The 18,114-nt window shown below is 67.2% G+C and carries 15 protein-coding genes; 1 reads left to right on the top strand and 14 read right to left on the bottom strand.

Annotated elements, in window-relative coordinates; genetic code table 11:
- Nucleotides 1–3: 3 nt before the first annotated feature.
- The 9 genes from PQ467_RS21345 to cbiE all read right to left on the bottom strand — a co-directional run bounded on the left by PQ467_RS21345 (nucleotide 4) and on the right by cbiE (nucleotide 10,932).
- Nucleotides 4–1,404 carry an efflux transporter outer membrane subunit gene (locus PQ467_RS21345; protein ID WP_274176484.1) on the bottom strand — a complete coding sequence of 467 codons (1,401 nt, stop codon included), beginning with the start codon at nucleotides 1,402–1,404 and terminating at the stop codon, nucleotides 4–6.
- Nucleotides 1,397–2,560 (bottom strand): efflux RND transporter periplasmic adaptor subunit, encoded by a 1,164-nt coding sequence (locus PQ467_RS21340; RefSeq protein ID WP_274176483.1) that lies wholly within the window; start codon nucleotides 2,558–2,560, stop codon nucleotides 1,397–1,399. The genes PQ467_RS21345 and PQ467_RS21340 overlap by 8 nt, the downstream gene beginning before the upstream one ends.
- Nucleotides 2,553–5,738 carry an efflux RND transporter permease subunit gene (locus PQ467_RS21335; protein WP_274176482.1) on the bottom strand — a complete coding sequence of 1,062 codons (3,186 nt, stop codon included), beginning with the start codon at nucleotides 5,736–5,738 and terminating at the stop codon, nucleotides 2,553–2,555. Before PQ467_RS21335 ends, PQ467_RS21340 begins: the two co-directional genes overlap by 8 nt.
- 167 nt (nucleotides 5,739–5,905) lie before the next feature.
- Nucleotides 5,906–6,523, bottom strand: coding sequence for a cob(I)yrinic acid a,c-diamide adenosyltransferase (gene cobO / locus PQ467_RS21330; RefSeq protein ID WP_274176481.1), 618 nt, complete (start codon nucleotides 6,521–6,523; stop codon nucleotides 5,906–5,908).
- On the bottom strand, nucleotides 6,516–7,265 hold the full coding sequence (cobF, locus tag PQ467_RS21325; RefSeq protein ID WP_274176480.1) for a precorrin-6A synthase (deacetylating): 750 nt from the start codon (nucleotides 7,263–7,265) through the stop codon (nucleotides 6,516–6,518). Before cobF ends, cobO begins: the two co-directional genes overlap by 8 nt.
- Nucleotides 7,266–7,278: 13 nt before the next feature.
- Nucleotides 7,279–8,583, bottom strand: a complete 1,305-nt coding sequence (locus tag PQ467_RS21320; protein ID WP_274176479.1) for a cobyrinate a,c-diamide synthase — start codon at nucleotides 8,581–8,583, stop codon at nucleotides 7,279–7,281.
- Nucleotides 8,580–9,365 (bottom strand): precorrin-4 C(11)-methyltransferase, encoded by a 786-nt coding sequence (gene cobM / locus PQ467_RS21315; protein ID WP_274176478.1) that lies wholly within the window; start codon nucleotides 9,363–9,365, stop codon nucleotides 8,580–8,582. Before cobM ends, PQ467_RS21320 begins: the two co-directional genes overlap by 4 nt.
- A complete protein-coding gene (locus tag PQ467_RS21310; RefSeq protein WP_274176477.1) occupies nucleotides 9,362–9,757 on the bottom strand; it encodes a cobalamin biosynthesis protein in 396 nt (131 codons plus the stop codon). Before PQ467_RS21310 ends, cobM begins: the two co-directional genes overlap by 4 nt.
- Nucleotides 9,739–10,932 (bottom strand): precorrin-6y C5,15-methyltransferase (decarboxylating) subunit CbiE, encoded by a 1,194-nt coding sequence (gene cbiE, locus PQ467_RS21305; RefSeq protein ID WP_274176476.1) that lies wholly within the window; start codon nucleotides 10,930–10,932, stop codon nucleotides 9,739–9,741. The genes PQ467_RS21310 and cbiE overlap by 19 nt, the downstream gene beginning before the upstream one ends.
- Here cbiE and PQ467_RS21300 point away from each other — a divergent pair.
- Nucleotides 10,931–11,686, top strand: a complete 756-nt coding sequence (locus PQ467_RS21300; RefSeq protein WP_274176475.1) for a cobalt-precorrin-6A reductase — start codon at nucleotides 10,931–10,933, stop codon at nucleotides 11,684–11,686. The two genes, cbiE and PQ467_RS21300, sit on opposite strands and share 2 nt — an antisense overlap.
- Here PQ467_RS21300 and cobJ read toward each other — a convergent pair.
- The 5 genes from cobJ to cobN are packed head-to-tail and all read right to left on the bottom strand — an operon-like array spanning nucleotide 11,656 to nucleotide 18,113.
- Nucleotides 11,656–12,411: a precorrin-3B C(17)-methyltransferase gene (gene cobJ, locus PQ467_RS21295; protein ID WP_274176474.1), complete on the bottom strand. Its 756-nt coding sequence runs from the start codon at nucleotides 12,409–12,411 to the stop codon at nucleotides 11,656–11,658. The two genes, PQ467_RS21300 and cobJ, sit on opposite strands and share 31 nt — an antisense overlap.
- Nucleotides 12,408–13,151 carry a precorrin-2 C(20)-methyltransferase gene (gene cobI / locus PQ467_RS21290; RefSeq protein ID WP_274176473.1) on the bottom strand — a complete coding sequence of 248 codons (744 nt, stop codon included), beginning with the start codon at nucleotides 13,149–13,151 and terminating at the stop codon, nucleotides 12,408–12,410. The genes cobJ and cobI overlap by 4 nt, the downstream gene beginning before the upstream one ends.
- Nucleotides 13,148–13,777, bottom strand: a complete 630-nt coding sequence (locus tag PQ467_RS21285) for a precorrin-8X methylmutase (RefSeq protein WP_274176472.1) — start codon at nucleotides 13,775–13,777, stop codon at nucleotides 13,148–13,150. The genes cobI and PQ467_RS21285 overlap by 4 nt, the downstream gene beginning before the upstream one ends.
- Nucleotides 13,777–14,874: a cobalamin biosynthesis protein CobG gene (locus PQ467_RS21280; RefSeq protein WP_274176471.1), complete on the bottom strand. Its 1,098-nt coding sequence runs from the start codon at nucleotides 14,872–14,874 to the stop codon at nucleotides 13,777–13,779. The genes PQ467_RS21285 and PQ467_RS21280 overlap by 1 nt, the downstream gene beginning before the upstream one ends.
- Nucleotides 14,871–18,113, bottom strand: a complete 3,243-nt coding sequence (gene cobN, locus PQ467_RS21275; protein ID WP_274176470.1) for a cobaltochelatase subunit CobN — start codon at nucleotides 18,111–18,113, stop codon at nucleotides 14,871–14,873. The genes PQ467_RS21280 and cobN overlap by 4 nt, the downstream gene beginning before the upstream one ends.
- Nucleotide 18,114: the final 1 nt, after the last annotated feature.

Genomic DNA, 18,114 nt, shown 5'->3' with positions numbered 1-18,114 from the left:
CTGTCAGGGCCTCGTTACCCAATCGCCGCCCATGGCGCGGATCAGGCCGATGGCGGCCAGCAGGCGGCGGCTTTCCAGAGCAAGCTGATCCTCTCTGGCCTGCAGTTCGGCGGTCTGGGCGGTCACAACCTGAAGGAAATCGACGGCTCCTTCGCGATATTGGATGTTGGCCAATTGATTGGTGCGCGCGGCGGCGACAACCGCCTCGCTCTGCTCGGACGAGGCTTCGGCCAGACGGTTGACCAGCGCCATTTGATCCTCAACCTCGCGAAAGGCGTTGAGCGTGGCCTGCCGGTAATTGGCCGAGGCTTCGGCGAATTGGGCGCGGGCATAGGCGACGCCCGCGCGGCGGCGCCCGCCGTCAAAGATCGGCATGGCCGCCATCGCAGGCCCAAGCGCCCAGACGCTGCTGCCCGCGCTGAGCAACGAGGCGGCGGTGGTTTCGAACCCGCCGGACGCACCCAGCGTGACCTGAGGAAAGAAGGCCGCCCGCGCCACGCCGATTTTGGCATTGGCCGCCGCCACGCGCCGCTCGGCCGCCGCCACATCGGGGCGCCGCTGCAGCAAGAGCGAGGGCGCCGAAACAGGCACTTTTGGCGGTGCGGGCATGATGGCCACCGGCGCGATGGAAAAGAGCGACGGCTGCTCGCCCACCAGCGCGGCAATGGCATGTTCGAGCAGCGCGCGGTCAGCCGTGCGCTGGGCCATTTCGGATTGCACCGATTTGAACTGGGTGCGCGCGCGCGTCACATCGGCCTCATTGGCCGCGCCGCCGACAAAGCGCTTGGTGGTCAGATCCACCGCTGCGGCATAGGCGGTCCTGGTCTGGGCCAGCAGGTCAAGCTGGGCGTCGAGTTTGCGCAACTGGATATAATTGCCGGCCAACTCGGCCTGAAGGCTAAGCCGCGCTCCGGCAAGGTCGGCCTCGCTGGCCTGCGCTTCGGCGCTTGCGGCCGACACCTGATTGCGGATACGGCCCCACAGATCGACCTCATAGGTCGCCGATCCGCCCAACGCATAATCGTCATATTCGTAATGCCCCCCTGTCGCCGGAGACATGGCGCGGGCGGTGAGGGCGCGACCATTGGCGTCCACGCGGGGCAGCAGATCGGCGCGCGCCTGACGGGTCAGCGCGCGAGCCTGATCATAGCGGGCGAGAGCGGCGGCCAGACGGGGGCTGTCCTTTTCGATCCGCTGTTCCAGAGCATCCAGCACCGGATCGGGCAGGATGCGCCACCATGCCCCGCGCGGCATGGCGTCGGCGGGGGTGGCCGGGGTCCACAGACCCGTTTCCTTGAAAGCCGAAGGGGCAGGGGCGACAGCGGGCGCCGAATAGGGCGGCGCCATCGAGCAGCCCGAGGCCAGCAGCGGCAGCATAGCCGCCAGAATGCGGGCCTTACGCATGGGGCTGGTTCCGCTGCAGCGTGGGCTTGACCCGGTCGCCGGTGCGGATGTCATCGGCGGGATTGTCGATCACCTGATCGCTTGCCTGCAGGCCGATCACCTCCAGCTCATTGCCGAAATCCGTGGTGATGGAGACGGGTTTGATCCTCACCTGCCCCTGCGCATCGACCAGCGCGACCGCCGAGCCTTCACGGCGAAACAGTAAGGCGCTGACCGGAATGCGCACCGCGCCTGCGGCGGAAGGCTGGCCCTTGCCGAAATCGAAGGTGACCTGGGCATAGGAGCCGGGTTTGAGCAGGCCCGCATGATTGTCATAGACAAGCTGAACCAGCATCGCGCCGGATTCCGGATCGACCGAGCCGGACGAGCGCGCCAGTTGCGCGCGGAATGTCCTGCCGGGCTGATCGGGAACGGTGAATTCCGCCGTGGTTCCCTCGCGCAGGCGGGCGACATAGGCCTGCGGAAGGCTGACATAGATGCGCAGGCGCGTGACGTCCGACACGGTGAACAAGGGTTGCGTGGTCGATGTGCCCGCCACGATCAGCGCGCCAATGTCGGTCGAGCGGCTGGTGACGATGCCGTCAAAGGGCGCGACGATCCGCTTGAAACCCGACACCGTCTGCAACCGCTGAACATTGGCGCTGGCCTCGTTGCGCATCGCCTCGCGGGCGGCGAAATTGCCGCGCCTTTCGTCGGCATCCTGCTGCGACACGGCATTTTGCGCGACCAGCCGGTCCCAGCGGTTCGAGGTGGTCTGGGCCAGATTGCGCTGGGCATTGGCGGTGGCCAGCGCGGCGCGGGCGGCCGAAAGCTGTTGATCGACATCGGGCGTGTCGATCTCGGCCAAAACCTGTCCTGCGCGCACGGGTTGCCCGATATCGACATACCAGCGGCGCAGATAGCCGTTGGTGCGGGCATAGACCGGCGCCTGAAACCACGCCTGAAGCCTTCCGGGCAGGACCAGCGTATTGCTGGCCTCGCCGCCCGGATGGATGACATCGACCGAGGGGATTGCGGCGGCCTCGGCCTGATCATGAAGGCCCGAGCGCTGTTGCAGGCGATAGGCCGTGCCCGCCGCCAAAATCAGCGCAAAGACGGCGGCCCCGGCCAGCAGCGGCTTGCGGAAGGAAGGGGCGCTGGACGCGAAATCAGACATGGGCAGGCACTCCCTTCGAAGCATCGCGGCGACGCGCGCGCGCTCCGTGGATGATGGCAAACAGGGTGGGGACAAACAGCAGCGAGGCGCAGGTGGCAAAGGCCAGACCGCCCACCACCGCCCGGCCCAGCGGCGCGTTCTGCTCGCCGCCTTCGCCAAGGCCGAGCGCCATGGGCGCCATGCCGATGATCATGGCCAGCGCCGTCATCAGCACCGGGCGCAGGCGCGATACGCCCGCCTCCAGCGCGGCCTTTATGGCATCGCCATGCTCGGCCAGCCGCTCTCGGGCAAAGCTGACCACCAGAATGGAATTGGCCGTGGCCACGCCCATACACATGATCGCGCCGGTCAGCGCAGGCACCGATAGCGGCGTCGCGCTGGCAAAGAGCATCCAGCAAATGCCCGCCAGAGCAGCAGGCAGCGCCGAGACAATGATGAAGGGATCGACCCAACTCTGAAAATTGATGACGATGAGCAGATAGATCAGCACCACCGCCGCCAAAAGACCAAAGCCCATGCCGGTAAAAGCGGTGTTCATCGACTGATACTGGCCGCGCAGCGTGACGGTGACGGTCTTGGGCCTGTCCTTTTCCAGCCCCGCCAGCGCCTTTTGCACATCGCCCGCCACCGCGCCCAGATCGCGGCCATCGGCCCCGGCATAGACATTGATCAGCGGCAGGATGTCATACTGGCTTTCCACCGCCGTGGTGGTGCCCCGGCTGATCGTGCCCAGTGCGCCCAGCACCTGCGGAGTGGTCGTGCGGGTGCGGATCGGCAGGCCCGCTATGTCTTGCAGCGAATTGACGCGATATTCCGGCATCTGGATCGCGACGGGATAGGTCACGCGGTTTTCCGGGTTAAGCCAGAAAACGGGTGCGGCCTGCGATGAACCGGCGATCGAGGTGGCCACGCTGGTTGTGATGTCGGCCTCGGTCATGCCCAATTGGTTGATCCGGGTGCGGTCCACGTCAAAGCGCAGTTCGGGATAAGAGGCGGGCTGTTGAATGCGGGCATCGACCAGCCCGTCGATCCCGTGGATCGCGCGCAGGATGCGTTCGGCATAGGCGCGCACTTCGGCCGGATTGCGCCCGGTCACCTGAATGTCGAGCGGGGCGGGTGCGCCGAAATTAAGGATCTGGCTGGTGATGTCGGAGGGGAGGAAGGCAAAGCCGGCCTGAGGGAACAGGCGGGGCAGTTTGGCGCGCAGGGCGCGGATATAGCCCTCGGTCGGACGATGGCCCGGTTTGAGATTGACGATGATATCGCCATCCTGCGGCCCGATCGTGCCAGTGGCATTATAGACAACATTGATCGAGCTGGTCGGCAGGCCGATATTGTCGGCGATGGCTTCGAGTTCATCGGCCGGAATTTCCTGTCGGATCGCCTTGGCAACCTGTTGGAACAGGGCAGAGGTTTCCTCGATGCGGGTGCCCGATGGCGCGCGGACATGGAGCGTGATCGATCCGCCATCGACCAAGGGGAAGAAATTGCGGCCAAGGAAGGGGATGAGCAAAAGGCTGGCCACGGCAAAACACAGAAAGCCTGCGGCAAATATCCGGCGATGGTCAAGAACAGCGGTCAGCGTGCGGCCATAGCCTTCACGAAAACCGGCAAAGCGGCGCTCAAACCCGGCCTGAAACGCGACCAGCGGGGCCAGCAGGCGCGGCGGAGCCTTGGGTTCGTGTTCGGCATGGTCATGCCGGCGCAGCAGCGTCATGGCCATGGTCGGCACCAGCGTGAAGGAGAGGATATAGGACATGATCATCGCAAAGATGACCGAAAGCGCCATCGGCACGAACAGATAGCCCGACACCCCCGGCAGATAGAACATCGGCACAAACACGATGCAGATGCAGACCAGCGAGAGGAAGGCAGGCATGATGATCTGGCGCGATCCGTCCAGAATGGCGTCGCGCACGCTTTTGCCCATTTCCAGATGGGATTCGATATTCTCGATGGTCACCGTGGCCATATCGACCAGAATGCCCACCGCCAGCGCCAACCCGCCCAGCGTCATCACATTCAACGTCTGGTCAAACATCGAGAGCGCGGCCAGCGCGCCCAGCACCGAGAGCGGGATCGAGGTGGCCACGATCAGCGTCGAGCGCCACGAGCCCAGAAACAGCAGGATCATCAGACTGGTCAGCACGGCGGCGATCAGGCCCTCATGCATCACCCCCGTCACGGCGGCCTTCACAAAGATCGACTGATCGTTGACCGGCGTGGCCTTGAGCGCCGGGGGCAGGCCGGTCATCACCTGCGGCAGCATGGCCTTGATCCCCTCGACCACCGCAATCGTCGAAGTCGCGCCCGATTTGAGCACGGTGAGCAGGGCCGAGCGCTGGCCGTTGACATGGACCACGTTCTGCTGGGGCGCCGAACCGTCGCGCACGTGGGCGACATCGCGCATCCGGATCACCGCGCCATTGATCGTGCGGATGGGCAGATTGTTGAGCTGCTCAATCGAGGACGGCGCGTTGTTCAGCCGGAAATTATACTGAAACTCGCCCATCTTGACGAAACCGGCGGGCGTGATCTGGGTCTGGCTGGCCAGAGCCGCGCCCACGTCCTGGGCAGTGATGCCGCGCGACTGCATGGCGCGCGGGTCAAGATCGACCTGGATCTGGCGCACCTTGCCGCCAAAGGGAAAGGGGATGGCCGCGCCCGGAACCGTAATCAGCCGCGAACGGATCGAGTTGAAACCGTAGTCGTAAAGCTGCTGCTCGTTCAGCCCATGCCCGGCCAGCGCGATCTGGACGATGGGCACGGTCGAGGCGTTATAGTTGAGGATCAGCGGCGGATTGACGCCGGGCGGCATCTGGCGAAGGATCGTCTGCGAAATCGCGGTCACCTGCGCATTGGCGGTGCGGATATCGACGCCGGGCTGGAAATAGATCTTGGTGATGCCGATCCCGGGCAGCGACTGGCCCTCGATATGCTCGATATCATTGACCGTGGTGGTCAGGACGCGCTGAAACGGCAGGTTGATCCGGCCCGACATATCCTCGGGAGAGAGGCCGTTATAGTTCCATGCCACGGCAATCACGGGAATGCGGATATTGGGGAAAATATCGGTGGGCGTGCGCAAGGCCGCGAGCACGCCCGCGATCGTGATCAGCATGGCCATGACAACAAAAGTGTAGGGGCGCGCCAGAGCCAGGCGAACGATCGCATTCATCCAAAAGTCTCCATCCGGCCGCAGCGGGCGCCCCGGTTGCGGCGCAGGCATTCCTTCGATCCAGCTATCATCCTAGAGCATCATGCTTTTTTCCGCTATGCGCAAAAATTGGAATAATGTCATGAAACATAATCATCATCGGCGGCGATGCCCCGTGCCGCCGGTGCCTAGAACTCAATTCCGGCCTGCGCCTTGATGCCGGATCGGAATGGGTGCTTGACCATGGTCATGTCGGTGACCAGATCGGCCGCCTCGATCAGCGCATCGGGCGCATTGCGGCCCGTGACGATCACATGCTGCATCTCCGGCTTGGCGGCCAACACCTCCAGCACCTCATCGAGAGGCAGATAGTCATAGCGCAGCACGATGTTGAGCTCATCGGCCAGCACCATGTCATAGGCGGGGTCGGCAATCATGCGTTTGACCTCGTCCCATGCGGTGCGGGTGGTGGCGATGTCGCGGCTGCGGTCCTGTGTGTTCCAGGTAAAACCCTCGCCCATCGGCTTGAACTCCACATTGTCGGGAAAGGTGTCAAACACCGCCTTCTCGCCCGTGGTCATCGCTCCCTTGACGAATTGGACCACGCCCACCTTCATCCCATGGCCGATGGCGCGCACCACCATGCCCAGCGCCGCGCTGGTCTTGCCCTTGCCCTTGCCGGTATGGACGATCAGCAGGCCCTTTTCGCGGGTCTTGGTGGCCATAATGGTTTCGCGCGCAGCCTGCTTTTTGCGCATCTTGTCGGCGTGGCGGGCCTCTGCGCTGTCGAGGGCGGCATCATCCATTGCTCGGTTCCTTTCGCATCAGGTAAACATCCATGATCCAGCCGTGGCGCGCGCGCAGCCTTGCGCGGCGCCCGGCAATAAGGGGGGCCATCCGGGCCAGCGGGCCCGATTCCAGCGCCTGATGCTCCATGCCCAGATAGGCGCCCCACCATATCGACACCCCCGCCGGATCGAGCGCCTCAAACGCGCAGCCGCCGTCCAGCATCACCACCACCGTATCGGCCCCCGGCGGCCAGCCATGGGCGCGCAGCCGCCGCCCTGTCGTGATGACCACCGACCCGGCCAGCGGGTTGAGCGGGATCGCATGGGCTGCGGTCAGCGCCTGAATGCTGGTGATCCCGGCCACGACCGACACTTTTACGCCTGGCAGCCTTTCGGCAATGCGCAGCGTGCTGTCATAAAGCGAAGGATCGCCCCAGACGAGCAGCGCCAATTTGCCCCCTGCGGGCAGATGCCGCGCGATCTCTTCGCGCCACACCGCCGCGATGGCGTCGTGCCATGCCTGCACGCCCTGCGCATAATCCCCCCCGGCATCGCGGACCGGCATATCAAATTCGACGATCCGCACCGTTGCCGCCAACACCTGTGCGCAGATATCGCGGCGAAGATCGACCAGATCGGACTTGGCCTCACCCTTGCGCGGGATCAGGATCAGGTTGGCCGCATTCATTGCGCGCGCGGCCTGCATGGTGATGTGGTCCGGGTTGCCGGTGCCGATACCGATCAGGGTCAGCTCGATCATGATGCGCGTCCGATCATGATACCGGCGCGATCATGTGAAAGAAGCTGCCGCTGACCAGCCCGCGCCGCGATCCCGTCTCGGCCACCGCATCGCCATTGGCATCGGTCACCTCGGCCAGTGGCTCGTCATCATGCGCAACGATGGTGGAATAATGAAACTCGTGGCCGCGCAGACAGGTCCCGCCTGCGATGGTCCCGACCGGTGCGAGCAATCGGGCATTGCGATAGCCCAGATGCATCTTGCGCCGGGCATAGCTGGTTTCCAGCCCCAACAGGCCCGCCATGCGATGGGCTTGCCCGTGCTTGTCGATCAGGCTTTGCCCCAAGACCATATAGCCGCCGCATTCGCCATGCACCGGGCGGGTTTGGGCATGGCGGACAAGGCCGGAGAGGAAAGTGCCCGCCGCCGCGATCGCGCCCGCATGCAATTCGGGATAGCCGCCGGGCAGCCAGACCAGATCGGCCTCCTCCGCAGGCGCCTCATCGGCCAAAGGCGAAAAGGGCAACACCCGCGACCCGGCCCGCCGCCATCCTTCGATAAGATGCGGATAGATGAAGGAAAAGGCCGCGTCGCTGGCCATGGCGATGGTTTGTGCGGGGGGATCGGGCAAACGCCCTGCACCCTGCGCCGCCGCGCCGCGCGCGCAGTCGCGGATGGCGCCCAGATCGACATGCTGGCGCACAAAGGCGGCATAATCGGTCAAAGCTCGCTCAAGATCGGGATGCTCCATCGCCTGAACCAGCCCGAGATGGCGTTCCGGCAGCACCAGCTCGCCCCGCCGGGGCAGCGCGCCCAGCACCGCAATGCCCATGGCCTCCATACCCTTGCGGATCAGGCTTTCATGGCGCGGACTGGCCACGCGGTTGAGGATGACGCCCGCGAAATTCAGCCCCGGATCAAAGCTCTTGAACCCCAGCGCTGTGGCCGCCGCCGATTGCGCCTGTCCCGATGCGTCGAGCACCAACACCACCGGCCAGCCCATCCGCCGCGCCAGATCGGCGCTGGCGCCATTGCCCGTCGCGCCGGGCCGCGCCACCCCGTCGAACAGGCCCATCGAGCCCTCGGCAAGGACAAGGTCGGCCCCGGCGCTCTGTGCGGCAATAGCGTCGATCAATCCCGCATCCATCGCCCAACTGTCCAGATTGAACGAGGCGCGCCCACAGGCGGCGCGGTGAAAGGCCGGGTCGATATAATCCGGCCCGCATTTGAAGGGCTGAACCGACACACCGTCCTGCGAGAGTGCACGCAGCAGGCCGAGCATCACCGTGGTCTTGCCCGTGCCCGAAGCCGGGGCGGCGATGAGTAAACCCGGCGTCATTCCGCCGCCCCGGCAAAGCGCGAGGTTGCCCCCTGCGGGCGGAAACGGCGGTCATAATCGGGGGCGTAGAGGCTGCTTTCGGCAAAGTCCTGCGCCCCCACCACTCGCCCGACCAGAATGATCGCGGTGCGCTCCATGGTCCCGGCCACGGCCCGTTCAATGGTGGCGAGGGTGGCGCGCACAATCCGCTGATCGGGCCAACTGGCCCGCCAGACCACCGCCACCGGGCAATCCGCGCCATAGCCGGGCGTCAGATCACCCACCACCTGCGCCAGATTGTGGATCGAAAGATGGATCGCCAGTGTCGCCCCCGTCTCGGCAAAATTGCGCAGGGTTTCGGACGGCGGCATCGTGCTCGCCCGCCCCGGCGTGCGGGTCAGCACCAGCGACTGGCCCAGTTCGGGCAGGGTCAGTTCGGCCTCCAGCGCGGCGGCGGCGGCGGCAAAGGCCGGGACGCCCGGCGTGATCGACACCGGAATGCCCAATGCGCGCAGCCGCCGCAATTGCTCGCCCATCGCCGACCAGACCGACAGATCGCCCGAGTGCAGCCGCGCCACATCATGGCCCTGCGCATGAGCCTGCGCGATTTCGGCGATGATCGCGTCGAGCGAAAGGGGCGCGGTGTTGACGATGCGCGCGCCGGGCGGACAGTGGCCCAGCAACGCCTCGGGGATCAATGATCCGGCATAGAGGCAAACCGGACTGGCCGCGATCAGATCGCGCCCGCGCAGGGTCAGCAGGTCGGGCGCGCCGGGGCCTGCGCCGATGAAATGCACGGTCATGATGGGGCTCCTTGGCAAGGGTTGGTTTGCGCGATGGCGCAGGCGGCCATGCGGTCGGGCGATATTTGGCGGGGGCAAAGCAGGCGGGCGCCGGGGCCAATCGCGGCCATGGCGGCGGCCTCGGCCATGCTGCCGGTGCCGCGCGCCTTTTGTGCGGCGGGCGATATGGTCATCGTCGGGGCGGAGGCCAACGCCTCGGCCCCCACGCTGACGACCGGCAGGCCCAGCGCGGCGGCGAGCGGGGAAAGGGCGGCGACCTTGTCCGCCGCTGTGGCCAGATGAGTAATGGGCGGCGCGCCGTTCTGCGCGGCGGTCAAGGCGGCCCGCAAGGCATCGGCCGTAGCGGCGCGGCGAAAACCGAAACCGGCCACGATCACAGGCTCACGCTCCATTGCACCACCGGATAGCGAGCCCGCCAGCCATGGCGCGTGCCGATGGGCGCGGCATCGGCCAATTCGATGCGCAAGAGTGCGCCCCCTTTCCGGCCATGCCATTGCGCCAGCAGGCACTCCGATTCCAGTGTCACCGCATTGGCGACCAGCCGCGTGCCACGGGGCAGCCGCTTCCATATCGCCTCCAGCAGAGCCTCGGACAGGCCACCGCCGATGAACACCGCATCGGGCGGCGGACCCTCGGGCCATGTGTCGGGGGTGCGTCCTTCGATCACCTGCAAATGGTCCACGCCCAGTTTGGCGGCATTGGCCCGCGCGCGCGCGGCGCGAACCGGATCGGCTTCGATGGCCAGCGCGCGATTGGCCCGGTGAGCCAGCAGCCATTCTATGCCGATCGAGCCCGACCCCGCGCCGATGTCCCACAAGGTCTCGCCCGCGCGCGGGGCCAGCGCGGAGAGGGTGAGGGCGCGGATCGGGCGCTTGGTGATCTGGCCGTCAGAGGCGAAGAGATCATCGGGCAGGCCGGAGATGGTGGGCAGCGCGGGGCCTGCGCCGGGCACGATCCCGACCGCGACGGGATGGGCGATATCCGTGAAATTCAGCGTCTCGACCGCCGCGCACCGGATCCTTTCACGCGGGCCGCCCAGCGCTTCCATCACATGCAGGTGTGATCCGCCAAATCCCTGTTCGGTCAGATAGCGCGCCAGTTCGCCCACCTGTTCCCCATCGCGCATCAGGGCGATGATCGGCCGCCCCGGCGCCAGATGCGGCCGCAGCCGGGTCAACGGCGCGGCGTGCAGTCCGAGGCAGACCGTATCCTGCAACGCCCAGCCCAGCCGCGCCGCCGCCATCGTAAAGGTGGACGGCACAGGAAGGGTGCGCCATTCGCCCGGATCGAGATGGCGCGCCACAACCGCCCCCGCGCCAAACCAGAACGGATCGCCCGAGGCCAGCATCGCCACCGCCCGCCCGCGATGGGCCAGCAGCAGGGCGATGCCATCGGCAAAAGGCACTGGCCATTCAAGGCGCTGCGCCCTAAGGGCGGGCAGCAGCGCAAGATGGCGCGGCGCTCCGATCACCAGTTCGGCTTGCTCCAGCGCCTCACGCGCCGCCGCCGACAGGCCCTGCGCCCCGTCCTCGCCCAGCCCGATGATGGTCAACCAGGGATCAGACATGCACAATATCCTGTTGCTGGGCGGCACCACAGAAGCCAGCGCTCTGGCGCGCCTGCTGGCCGCGCAGGGCATCCGCGCCACGCTCAGCTATGCCGGGCGCACCGACCACCCCCGCGCCCAGCCCGTGCCTTGCAGGATTGGCGGCTTTGGCGGGGTGGAGGGGCTGGTGGCCTATCTGCGCGAGCATCGCGTCACGCATCTGGTGGACGCCACGCATCCCTTCGCCGCGCGGATGAGCGCCCATGCGGCGGCGGCGGCGCGGATCGCGGGCGTGCCCTTCGTCGCGCTGACCCGCCCGGCATGGGCGCGTGAGGAGGGTGATAATTGGACCGGCGTGGGCAGTATCGAGGAGGCGGTGGCCGCTCTGGCCGGGCCGCCGCGCCGGGTGCTGCTGGCGCTGGGGCGGCTGCATGTCGCTGCCTTTATGGCCCAGCCGCAGCATCATTACCTGTTGCGCTTTGTCGATGCGCCCGATGCGCCGCCCGCTTTGCCCGATCATCATCTGATAGTGGATCGTGGCCCGTTTTCGGTGGAGGGCGACCTTGCCTTGCTGCGTGATCATGCCATTGACCTGATCGTCAGCAAGAATGCCGGCGGCATGGGCGCGCAGGCCAAGCTGATCGCCGCACGCCAGTTGGGCTTGCCGGTGCTGATGATCGAGCGGCCCGCGATGCCCGACCGGCGCGAAATGTTCCGCCCCGAGGATGTGCTCGACTGGATCGCTCATACGCCTGCGCCTGAGCGGGGGGTGTAGAGCAGGGGGCCGGACGGTCGCTCGATGATCCGCGTCTGGCTGGAGCCCAGGATCACCATCGTGCGCATATCGGCCATTTCAGGCGTGGCGCGGTTCAGCGGGACGATGCGCAATTCCTCCTGCGGGGTCGAGACGGCGCGGGCGAAGAGCATCGGGCGCGCGTCGCCGCAAGCCTCCTGCAAGAGGGCCAAAGCACGCGCGAAACCCTCGGGCCGGGATTTGGAGCGGGGGTTGTAAAAGGCCATGGCGAAATCGGCCTCCACGGCCAGACGCAGCCGCTTGTCGATGGTCGCCCATGGTTTGAGATTGTCCGACAGGTTGATCGCGCAGAAGTCATGGCCCAGCGGCGCCCCGGCCCGCGCGCTGGCGGCCAGCATGGCCGTGATGCCGGGCAGCACGCGGATGTCGAGATCGCGCCAATGCACAGGCCCGGCCTCCAGCGCTTCGAACACGGCGGCGGCCATGGCAAACACCCCCGGATCGCCCGAGGAGACGACGACCACCCGCCGCCCCTCTGCGGCAAGACGCAGGGCCAGCGCGGCGCGGTCGAGTTCCACCCGGTTGTCGGATGGATGGAGCACCAGCCCCGCGCGCGGCGCCACCCTCGCCACATAGGGAATATAGCCGATCACATCGGTGGCCTCGGCCAGAGCGGCGCTGACCTCGGGCGTGATCAGCGCTTCGTCGCCAGGCCCAAGGCCCGCGATGGAGAGGATGCCGCTCATGGCCGCCGCCCCTGACCATGGATCAGCAGGATCGAGAAATAGGGCGTCACCTCACCGGCCTGCGCCAGAGGCGTCACGCGCTGCCCCGGCATGGCGGCATATTCGACCAGCCATGCCGCATCCTCGCGCCCCGCCGCCGCCACCGCGCGGCGCAGCTTGGCCATGTTGCGCCCGATCTTCATCACCACCAGCGCATCGGTATCGCGAATGCGGCGGGTCAATTCCGCTTCGGGCAATGTCGCCATGGCCACGGTCAGCACATCATCGCCCCATGTGATCGGCATGGCGGTGGCATGCCATGCGCCCGCCATGCCGGTGATTCCCGGCACGACCGCGACCGGCACCACGCCCGTCAGCCGCGAATGGAGGTGCATGAACGAGCCGTAGAAAAACGGATCGCCCTCGCACAGCACAACAATGTCATGGCCCGCATGCGAAAGGTCGATCAGCCTTCGCGTGGATTGCGCATAGAAGGCGGAAAGGCATTGATTATAGGCCGGATCGGTCAAGGCGATTTCGGTCGTCACCGGATATTCCATCGCGATCTCCACCGCATCCTCGCGCAGCATGCCTTCGGCGATGCGCCGCGCCTGTCCGGGGCGGCCCGCCTTGCGGAAATAGGCGATGTGGCGGGTGCCGCGCACCAGGCGATCGGCGCGCACGCTCAGCAGGTCTGGCGCGCCGGGGCCGAGGCCGACGCCGTGGATGGTGCCGCAGGCCGTTGGGGCAAGGCCGCTCATTCCGCGTTGCTCGCCAGAGCGTTGAGCGCCGCCACGGTGATCGCGCTGCCGCCCAGTCGCCCTTCGATGATGCAGCAGGGCACGGGCGGCGCAGCCCACAGCGCAGCCTTGGATTCCACCGCGCCGACAAAGCCCACCGGGCAGCCGATGATCGCCGCCGGGCGTGGACAGTCCGGGTCCTCCAGCATGTTGAGCAGGTGGAACAGGGCGGTAGGCGCATTGCCGATGGCCACCACCGCGCCGCCCAGATGCGGCCGCCATAATTCCAGCGCGGCGGCCGAGCGCGTGTTGCCCATGGCGGCGGCCATGGCGGGCACTTGCGGATCGTGCAGGGTGCAGATGATGGCATTGCCCGACGGCAGGCGCGCGCGTGTCACACCTTCGGACACCATGCGCGCATCGCACAGTATCGGCGCTCCTCCCGCCAGCGCGGCCCGCGCCGCATCGGCAAATCCGGCGGAAAAGCGAATGCGCCGCGCCAGATCGACCATGCCCGCAGCATGGATCATCCGCACGGCCACAGGCTCCTCGGATGCGGAAAAGCGCGCCAGATCCGCCTCGGCGCGGATCATGGCGAAGGATTGCCGATAGATCGCCGCGCCATCGGTTTCATAGACATGGGGCATCAGGCAACTCCAAAATGGGCAAGAACCATGGCGGGTTCGAGGTCGGTCAAGGCGGACGGCGCGCCCGCGCAGGCGTGGAAGGCAAGGTCAAAGCGGCCATCGCGGCCGGTCAGCATGATGTCGGCGGGCCGCGAGCGGGCGCAGCCTTTGGCGCAGCCCGAAACATGCAGGCGGCCATCGACCGCAGGGGCAATGCGGCGGGCCAGTTCGCGGGTCTCCACGCTGGATTGCGGACAGGCAGGCGCGCCGGGGCAGGCGTCGATGCGCAGCAGCGGGCTTTGCGGGTCTGTGATCAGCTCGGGCGGGGGGGCGCATGCCGGGCCTTCGGGGATGAGGATGCGCCAAGGCGTGATCCGCAGGCCGCCATTGGCGATCCGGGCCAGCGTGGTAGCCTCGATCCGGCCAAAGGGCGCCCCCCATGCGCCCGCGCCCGGGGCGATGGCGGCGCGGGCCGGGGCGGGGGCCTCTGTTTCACGCGCCCATTCGGGCAGGGGGGCATGGTGGCGCGCCATGCGGGCCGCGCCGCTTTGGGCAAACCAATGGGCCAGCGCGATAAGGCGATCGGCTTCTTCGCCAAAGGGCAGGGGGCAGCCGCGCTCGCGCCCATCGGCGCGCAGGAGCAGGCCCCCGCGATTCCCGCGCTCGATGCGAAAATCGCCTGGCTCGGCGTTCAGGATCGGGGCTGGTCCGGCGTCGATGACAAAGCCGACCTTGCCGGGGAGCATCGGCCATTTGTCGATGCGCGCCATCAGTTCGATCGCGATACGGTGGCTGTCATCGCCCGGCGTCCAGTCCGGCGCGATCAGGATGTTGCGCGCCCGTTCATGGCCCGCATCGGCATCAGCCAGCCCGCATTCGACCAGCCGCCCGATCAATTCGCGCGCGCCCCTCTCATTCACGCCCCGGATCTGGAGATTGGCGCGGCGGGTGAGATCGATCATGCCATGGCCATAGCTCTGCGCCAGCGCGCAAAGCGCCAGCGCCTGATCGCGCGACAGGCGGCCAAGGCGCGGCTTTATCCGCACCAGCAGGCCATCGCCCGTGACCATCGGCCGCCATGCATCCGGGCACCAGCCCTTGATCGCAAATCCGCTCATGCGACCGGCCCCGCAGGCAATGTGGCAAGGATCGAATTGCGCCGCGTGGTCCATAATCCGGCGGCGTGGAGCGCGGAAAAGCGCGCCTCCATCGCGGCCAGCGCGCCGGGGTTTTCGCGGGCCAGAAAAGCGTGCACGTCCTCACGTCCCAGCGTGGCGTCATGATAGAGGTCGAAGAGATGCGGCGGCACATTGCCTGCCAGATGGGCAAAGGCGCCCAGATGATCGAGCGTGGCGGCGATTTCTGCGGCTCCGCGAAAGCCATGGCGCATCATGCCCGCGATCCAGCCCGGATGGGCGGCGCGGGCGCGCATCACGCGGGCGATCTCTTCGGTCAGGGGGCGGGCAACCGGGCGCGCCGGATCGCGATTGTCGAGGTGATAGAGCGCCGCATCGCCCCCCGCCACCGATTGCGCGGCGGCAAAACCGGCCTCATGCGCGGCGTAATCGGCGGCCAGCAACAGGTCGCTTTCGGCCAGATCCTGAAGATGGACAAAGGCATCCGCCCCCGCCACCTGTCGCCGCAAACCTGCCGGATCGCGCGCCGGGACGGGCGCATCAAGCGCGTGATCGGAGGCGGCCAGCCATGCCTCGCCTGCCGCGCGGCGGGCATCCGCGCCATGGGTATCGCCCGCGATGCCGAGGCCATAGCGGCCCGGCTCCGGGCCATACACACGCGGCGCAGGCATCGTCCCGGCAAAGGGGTTCCATTCCGCCGGTTCGTCGCGCGCGCAAAGCGCCCGCACCGCCTGACCAAACAGCACCGGCAGCGCGGGAAACGCATCGCGCATCAGGCCCGAGACGCGCAGCGTCACGTCGATACGCGGATGGTCGAGCATGGCCAGCGGCAGGATCTCGACCCCCACCACCCGATCCGAGGTCAGATCCCACAGCGGTTTGGCCCCCAGCAGATGCAGCGCCATGGCAAATTCCTCGCCCGCCGTGCGCATTGTGGCCGATCCCCAAAGGTCGACCACCAGACCGCGCGGATAATCGCCATGATCCTGCAAATGGCGGCGGAGCAATTCCTGCGCGAGCACGATGCCTTGGGCATGGGCCGCACGCGAGGGGACGGCGCGCGGGTCGATCGTGTAGAGATTGCGCCCGGTGGGCAGCACATCGCTCCGCCCGCGATGGGGCGAGCCGGACGGGCCGGGCGGTACGAAACGCCCCGCCAGCGCGGCCTGCAACCCGGCGCGTTCCGCAGCGCCATGATCGCCCCGCCCAAAGATGTGGAGGCCGTCGCCATACTGGCTCTCCTTGATATCGCAGACAAAGCGGTCGATGCGGGTGATGGCCTCGGCGGGCGTGGCGGCGGCGTCCAGCCCCAGTTCGGCCTCCAGTCCCAGCGCGCGCGCCTCGTTGCGGATGGCGGTTTGCAGGCGGTCGCGCCGGGCCGGATCAAGGCCCCCGGCGTTGGAAAACTCATCCAGCAGGGCTTCCAACGTGGCCAGACCCGCACCATGGCCGCTGGTGGCAAGGGGCGGCGGGGCGTGGCCGATAGTGACGGCGGCGAGGCGGCGCTTGGCCTGTGCCGCCTCGCCCGGATCGTTGACGATGAAGGGATAGATCACAGGAAGCGCCATCGTCAGCGCCTCGGGCCAACAGGTATCGGACAGCGCCACCGCTTTGCCGGGCAGCCATTCCAGCGTGCCATGCGCGCCCATATGGACCAGCGCGTCGATGCCCTGCGCCCTCAGCCAGAGGTAGAAGGCGACATAGGCATGGCGCGGACATCGGGTGATGTCATGATAATCGCCATCGCGCGATGCGGCATGGCCGCGCTCGGGTTGCAAGGCGATCATTGTGTTGCCGCTGGTGATGGCGGCAAAGCGGAACTGGCCGTCGATGGCGGCGGGGTCATCCTGCGGTGCGCCCCAATTTTGCGCCAATGCATCGCGCAAAGGAGCGGGCAAGGTTTCCAGCGCGGCGCAATAGGCATCGACCGGCCAGCCCATGCCTTGATCGGCCAGCGCGGCGGCCAGATCGGGCACTGCAGGCGCACCCAGATCCTCCAGCACCGCCTGCGCCGAGGCCAGCGCGTCGAGACCAACGGCATGGGCCATCTGATGGGCCTTGCCGGGATAGGTGGAGAGGACGAGGGCGATGCGGCGTTGGGGGACGGGTTTGCGGGCAAGAGCAATCCAGCCCGATACGCGCGCGACGATGGCGGCGATCCGCGCGGGATCGCCCCGGTGCAGATGCCGTGCAAAGCCCAGCGCCGGGTCATGCGCAGCGGCCTCCTTGAAACTGACCACCCCGGCAAAGATCCGCCCGTCGATTTCGGGCAGCACGACATGCATGGCCAGATCGGCGGGCGAAAGTCCCCGGGCCGCGCCTTCCCATGTCGCCTGTGACGATGTGGCCAGCGCGAGTTGAAAAACCGGCGCGCCTGCGGCCTCCAGCGGGGTGTGGCCGGCCTCGTCGCGGGCGGAAAAGGCGGTCGCGTTAAGCACCGCCGCCGGCGCCAATGCGCGCACCCAGCCCTCGATCAGCGCCCGCGATTCCGGCTCCTTGAGCGAGGGGGCAAACAGCGAAAGCGTGTCAAAGCCTGCCGCCTCGAAGCCATGATGCAATTGCACAAACGGGTCGAGATCATGTGCGGCCAGATAGGAGCGGTAAAAGACGATCAGCACCAGCGGGCGCGAGGGCGCCATGGCCAGCGGATCGCAGACTCCGCGCGCCGGATGCCAACCACCGGCCAGCGGCAAGGGCGCATCCCCCTTTGCCCAAGCCACCGGAAACCCCGCCGCACCGGCCAACATCGCGAGCGCCGCGCCCGCCGCCTCGGCCCCGCCGCCGTCGCACAGGCGGCGCAGATCGGCCAGCAGCGCGGGCGCCACGGTCGATGCCTCATCCAGCCGCGCATCCGCTCGCCCATCGGCGGGCAGCACGGCCAGCGCGATGCCCCGCGCGCGGGCCAGCAGTTCAACCTGTTGCAGCCCATAGGGCCAATAGGCATGGCCGCCGATCAACCGGATCAGGATGGCCCTCGCCCCCGACAGTGTCCGCTCGATATAGGTGTCGACCGAGAGGGGATGGGCCAGCGCCGAGAGATTGGCGAGGCGCAGCGAGGGAAACGGCCGATCACCGTGCCGCGCGCGATGCCATGCGGCCGCAAAGGCGCCAAGGTCGCTGTCGGAAAAGGACAGCACCACCAGATCCGCAGGCGCCTGCCCCAGATCCTGCGGGACGGAGGCTTCCTCCATCCCGTGCGTTTCGCGGAATAAGACATGCATC

This window comes from Novosphingobium sp. KACC 22771 (assembly GCF_028736195.1).
Lineage (GTDB): Bacteria > Pseudomonadota > Alphaproteobacteria > Sphingomonadales > Sphingomonadaceae > Novosphingobium.
Note: the sequence above shows the minus strand (reverse complement) of the source record. Positions and strands in the feature narration are given on the sequence as shown.

Coding starts and splice junctions, on each gene's coding strand:
- cobF (WP_274176480.1), bottom strand. CDS start 7,265: ATGATCGAGCTGACCCTGATCGGTATCGGCACCGGCAACCCGGACCAC.
- PQ467_RS21335 (WP_274176482.1), bottom strand. CDS start 5,738: ATGAATGCGATCGTTCGCCTGGCTCTGGCGCGCCCCTACACTTTTGTT.
- cobJ (WP_274176474.1), bottom strand. CDS start 12,411: ATGAGCGGCATCCTCTCCATCGCGGGCCTTGGGCCTGGCGACGAAGCG.
- cbiE (WP_274176476.1), bottom strand. CDS start 10,932: ATGTCTGATCCCTGGTTGACCATCATCGGGCTGGGCGAGGACGGGGCG.
- cobN (WP_274176470.1), bottom strand. CDS start 18,113: ATGCATGTCTTATTCCGCGAAACGCACGGGATGGAGGAAGCCTCCGTC.
- PQ467_RS21320 (WP_274176479.1), bottom strand. CDS start 8,583: ATGACGCCGGGTTTACTCATCGCCGCCCCGGCTTCGGGCACGGGCAAG.
- PQ467_RS21280 (WP_274176471.1), bottom strand. CDS start 14,874: ATGAGCGGATTTGCGATCAAGGGCTGGTGCCCGGATGCATGGCGGCCG.
- cobM (WP_274176478.1), bottom strand. CDS start 9,365: ATGACCGTGCATTTCATCGGCGCAGGCCCCGGCGCGCCCGACCTGCTG.
- cobI (WP_274176473.1), bottom strand. CDS start 13,151: ATGAGCGGCCTTGCCCCAACGGCCTGCGGCACCATCCACGGCGTCGGC.
- PQ467_RS21285 (WP_274176472.1), bottom strand. CDS start 13,777: ATGCCCCATGTCTATGAAACCGATGGCGCGGCGATCTATCGGCAATCC.
- PQ467_RS21340 (WP_274176483.1), bottom strand. CDS start 2,560: ATGTCTGATTTCGCGTCCAGCGCCCCTTCCTTCCGCAAGCCGCTGCTG.
- PQ467_RS21345 (WP_274176484.1), bottom strand. CDS start 1,404: ATGCGTAAGGCCCGCATTCTGGCGGCTATGCTGCCGCTGCTGGCCTCG.
- PQ467_RS21310 (WP_274176477.1), bottom strand. CDS start 9,757: ATGGAGCGTGAGCCTGTGATCGTGGCCGGTTTCGGTTTTCGCCGCGCC.
- cobO (WP_274176481.1), bottom strand. CDS start 6,523: ATGGATGATGCCGCCCTCGACAGCGCAGAGGCCCGCCACGCCGACAAG.
- PQ467_RS21300 (WP_274176475.1), top strand. CDS start 10,931: ATGCACAATATCCTGTTGCTGGGCGGCACCACAGAAGCCAGCGCTCTG.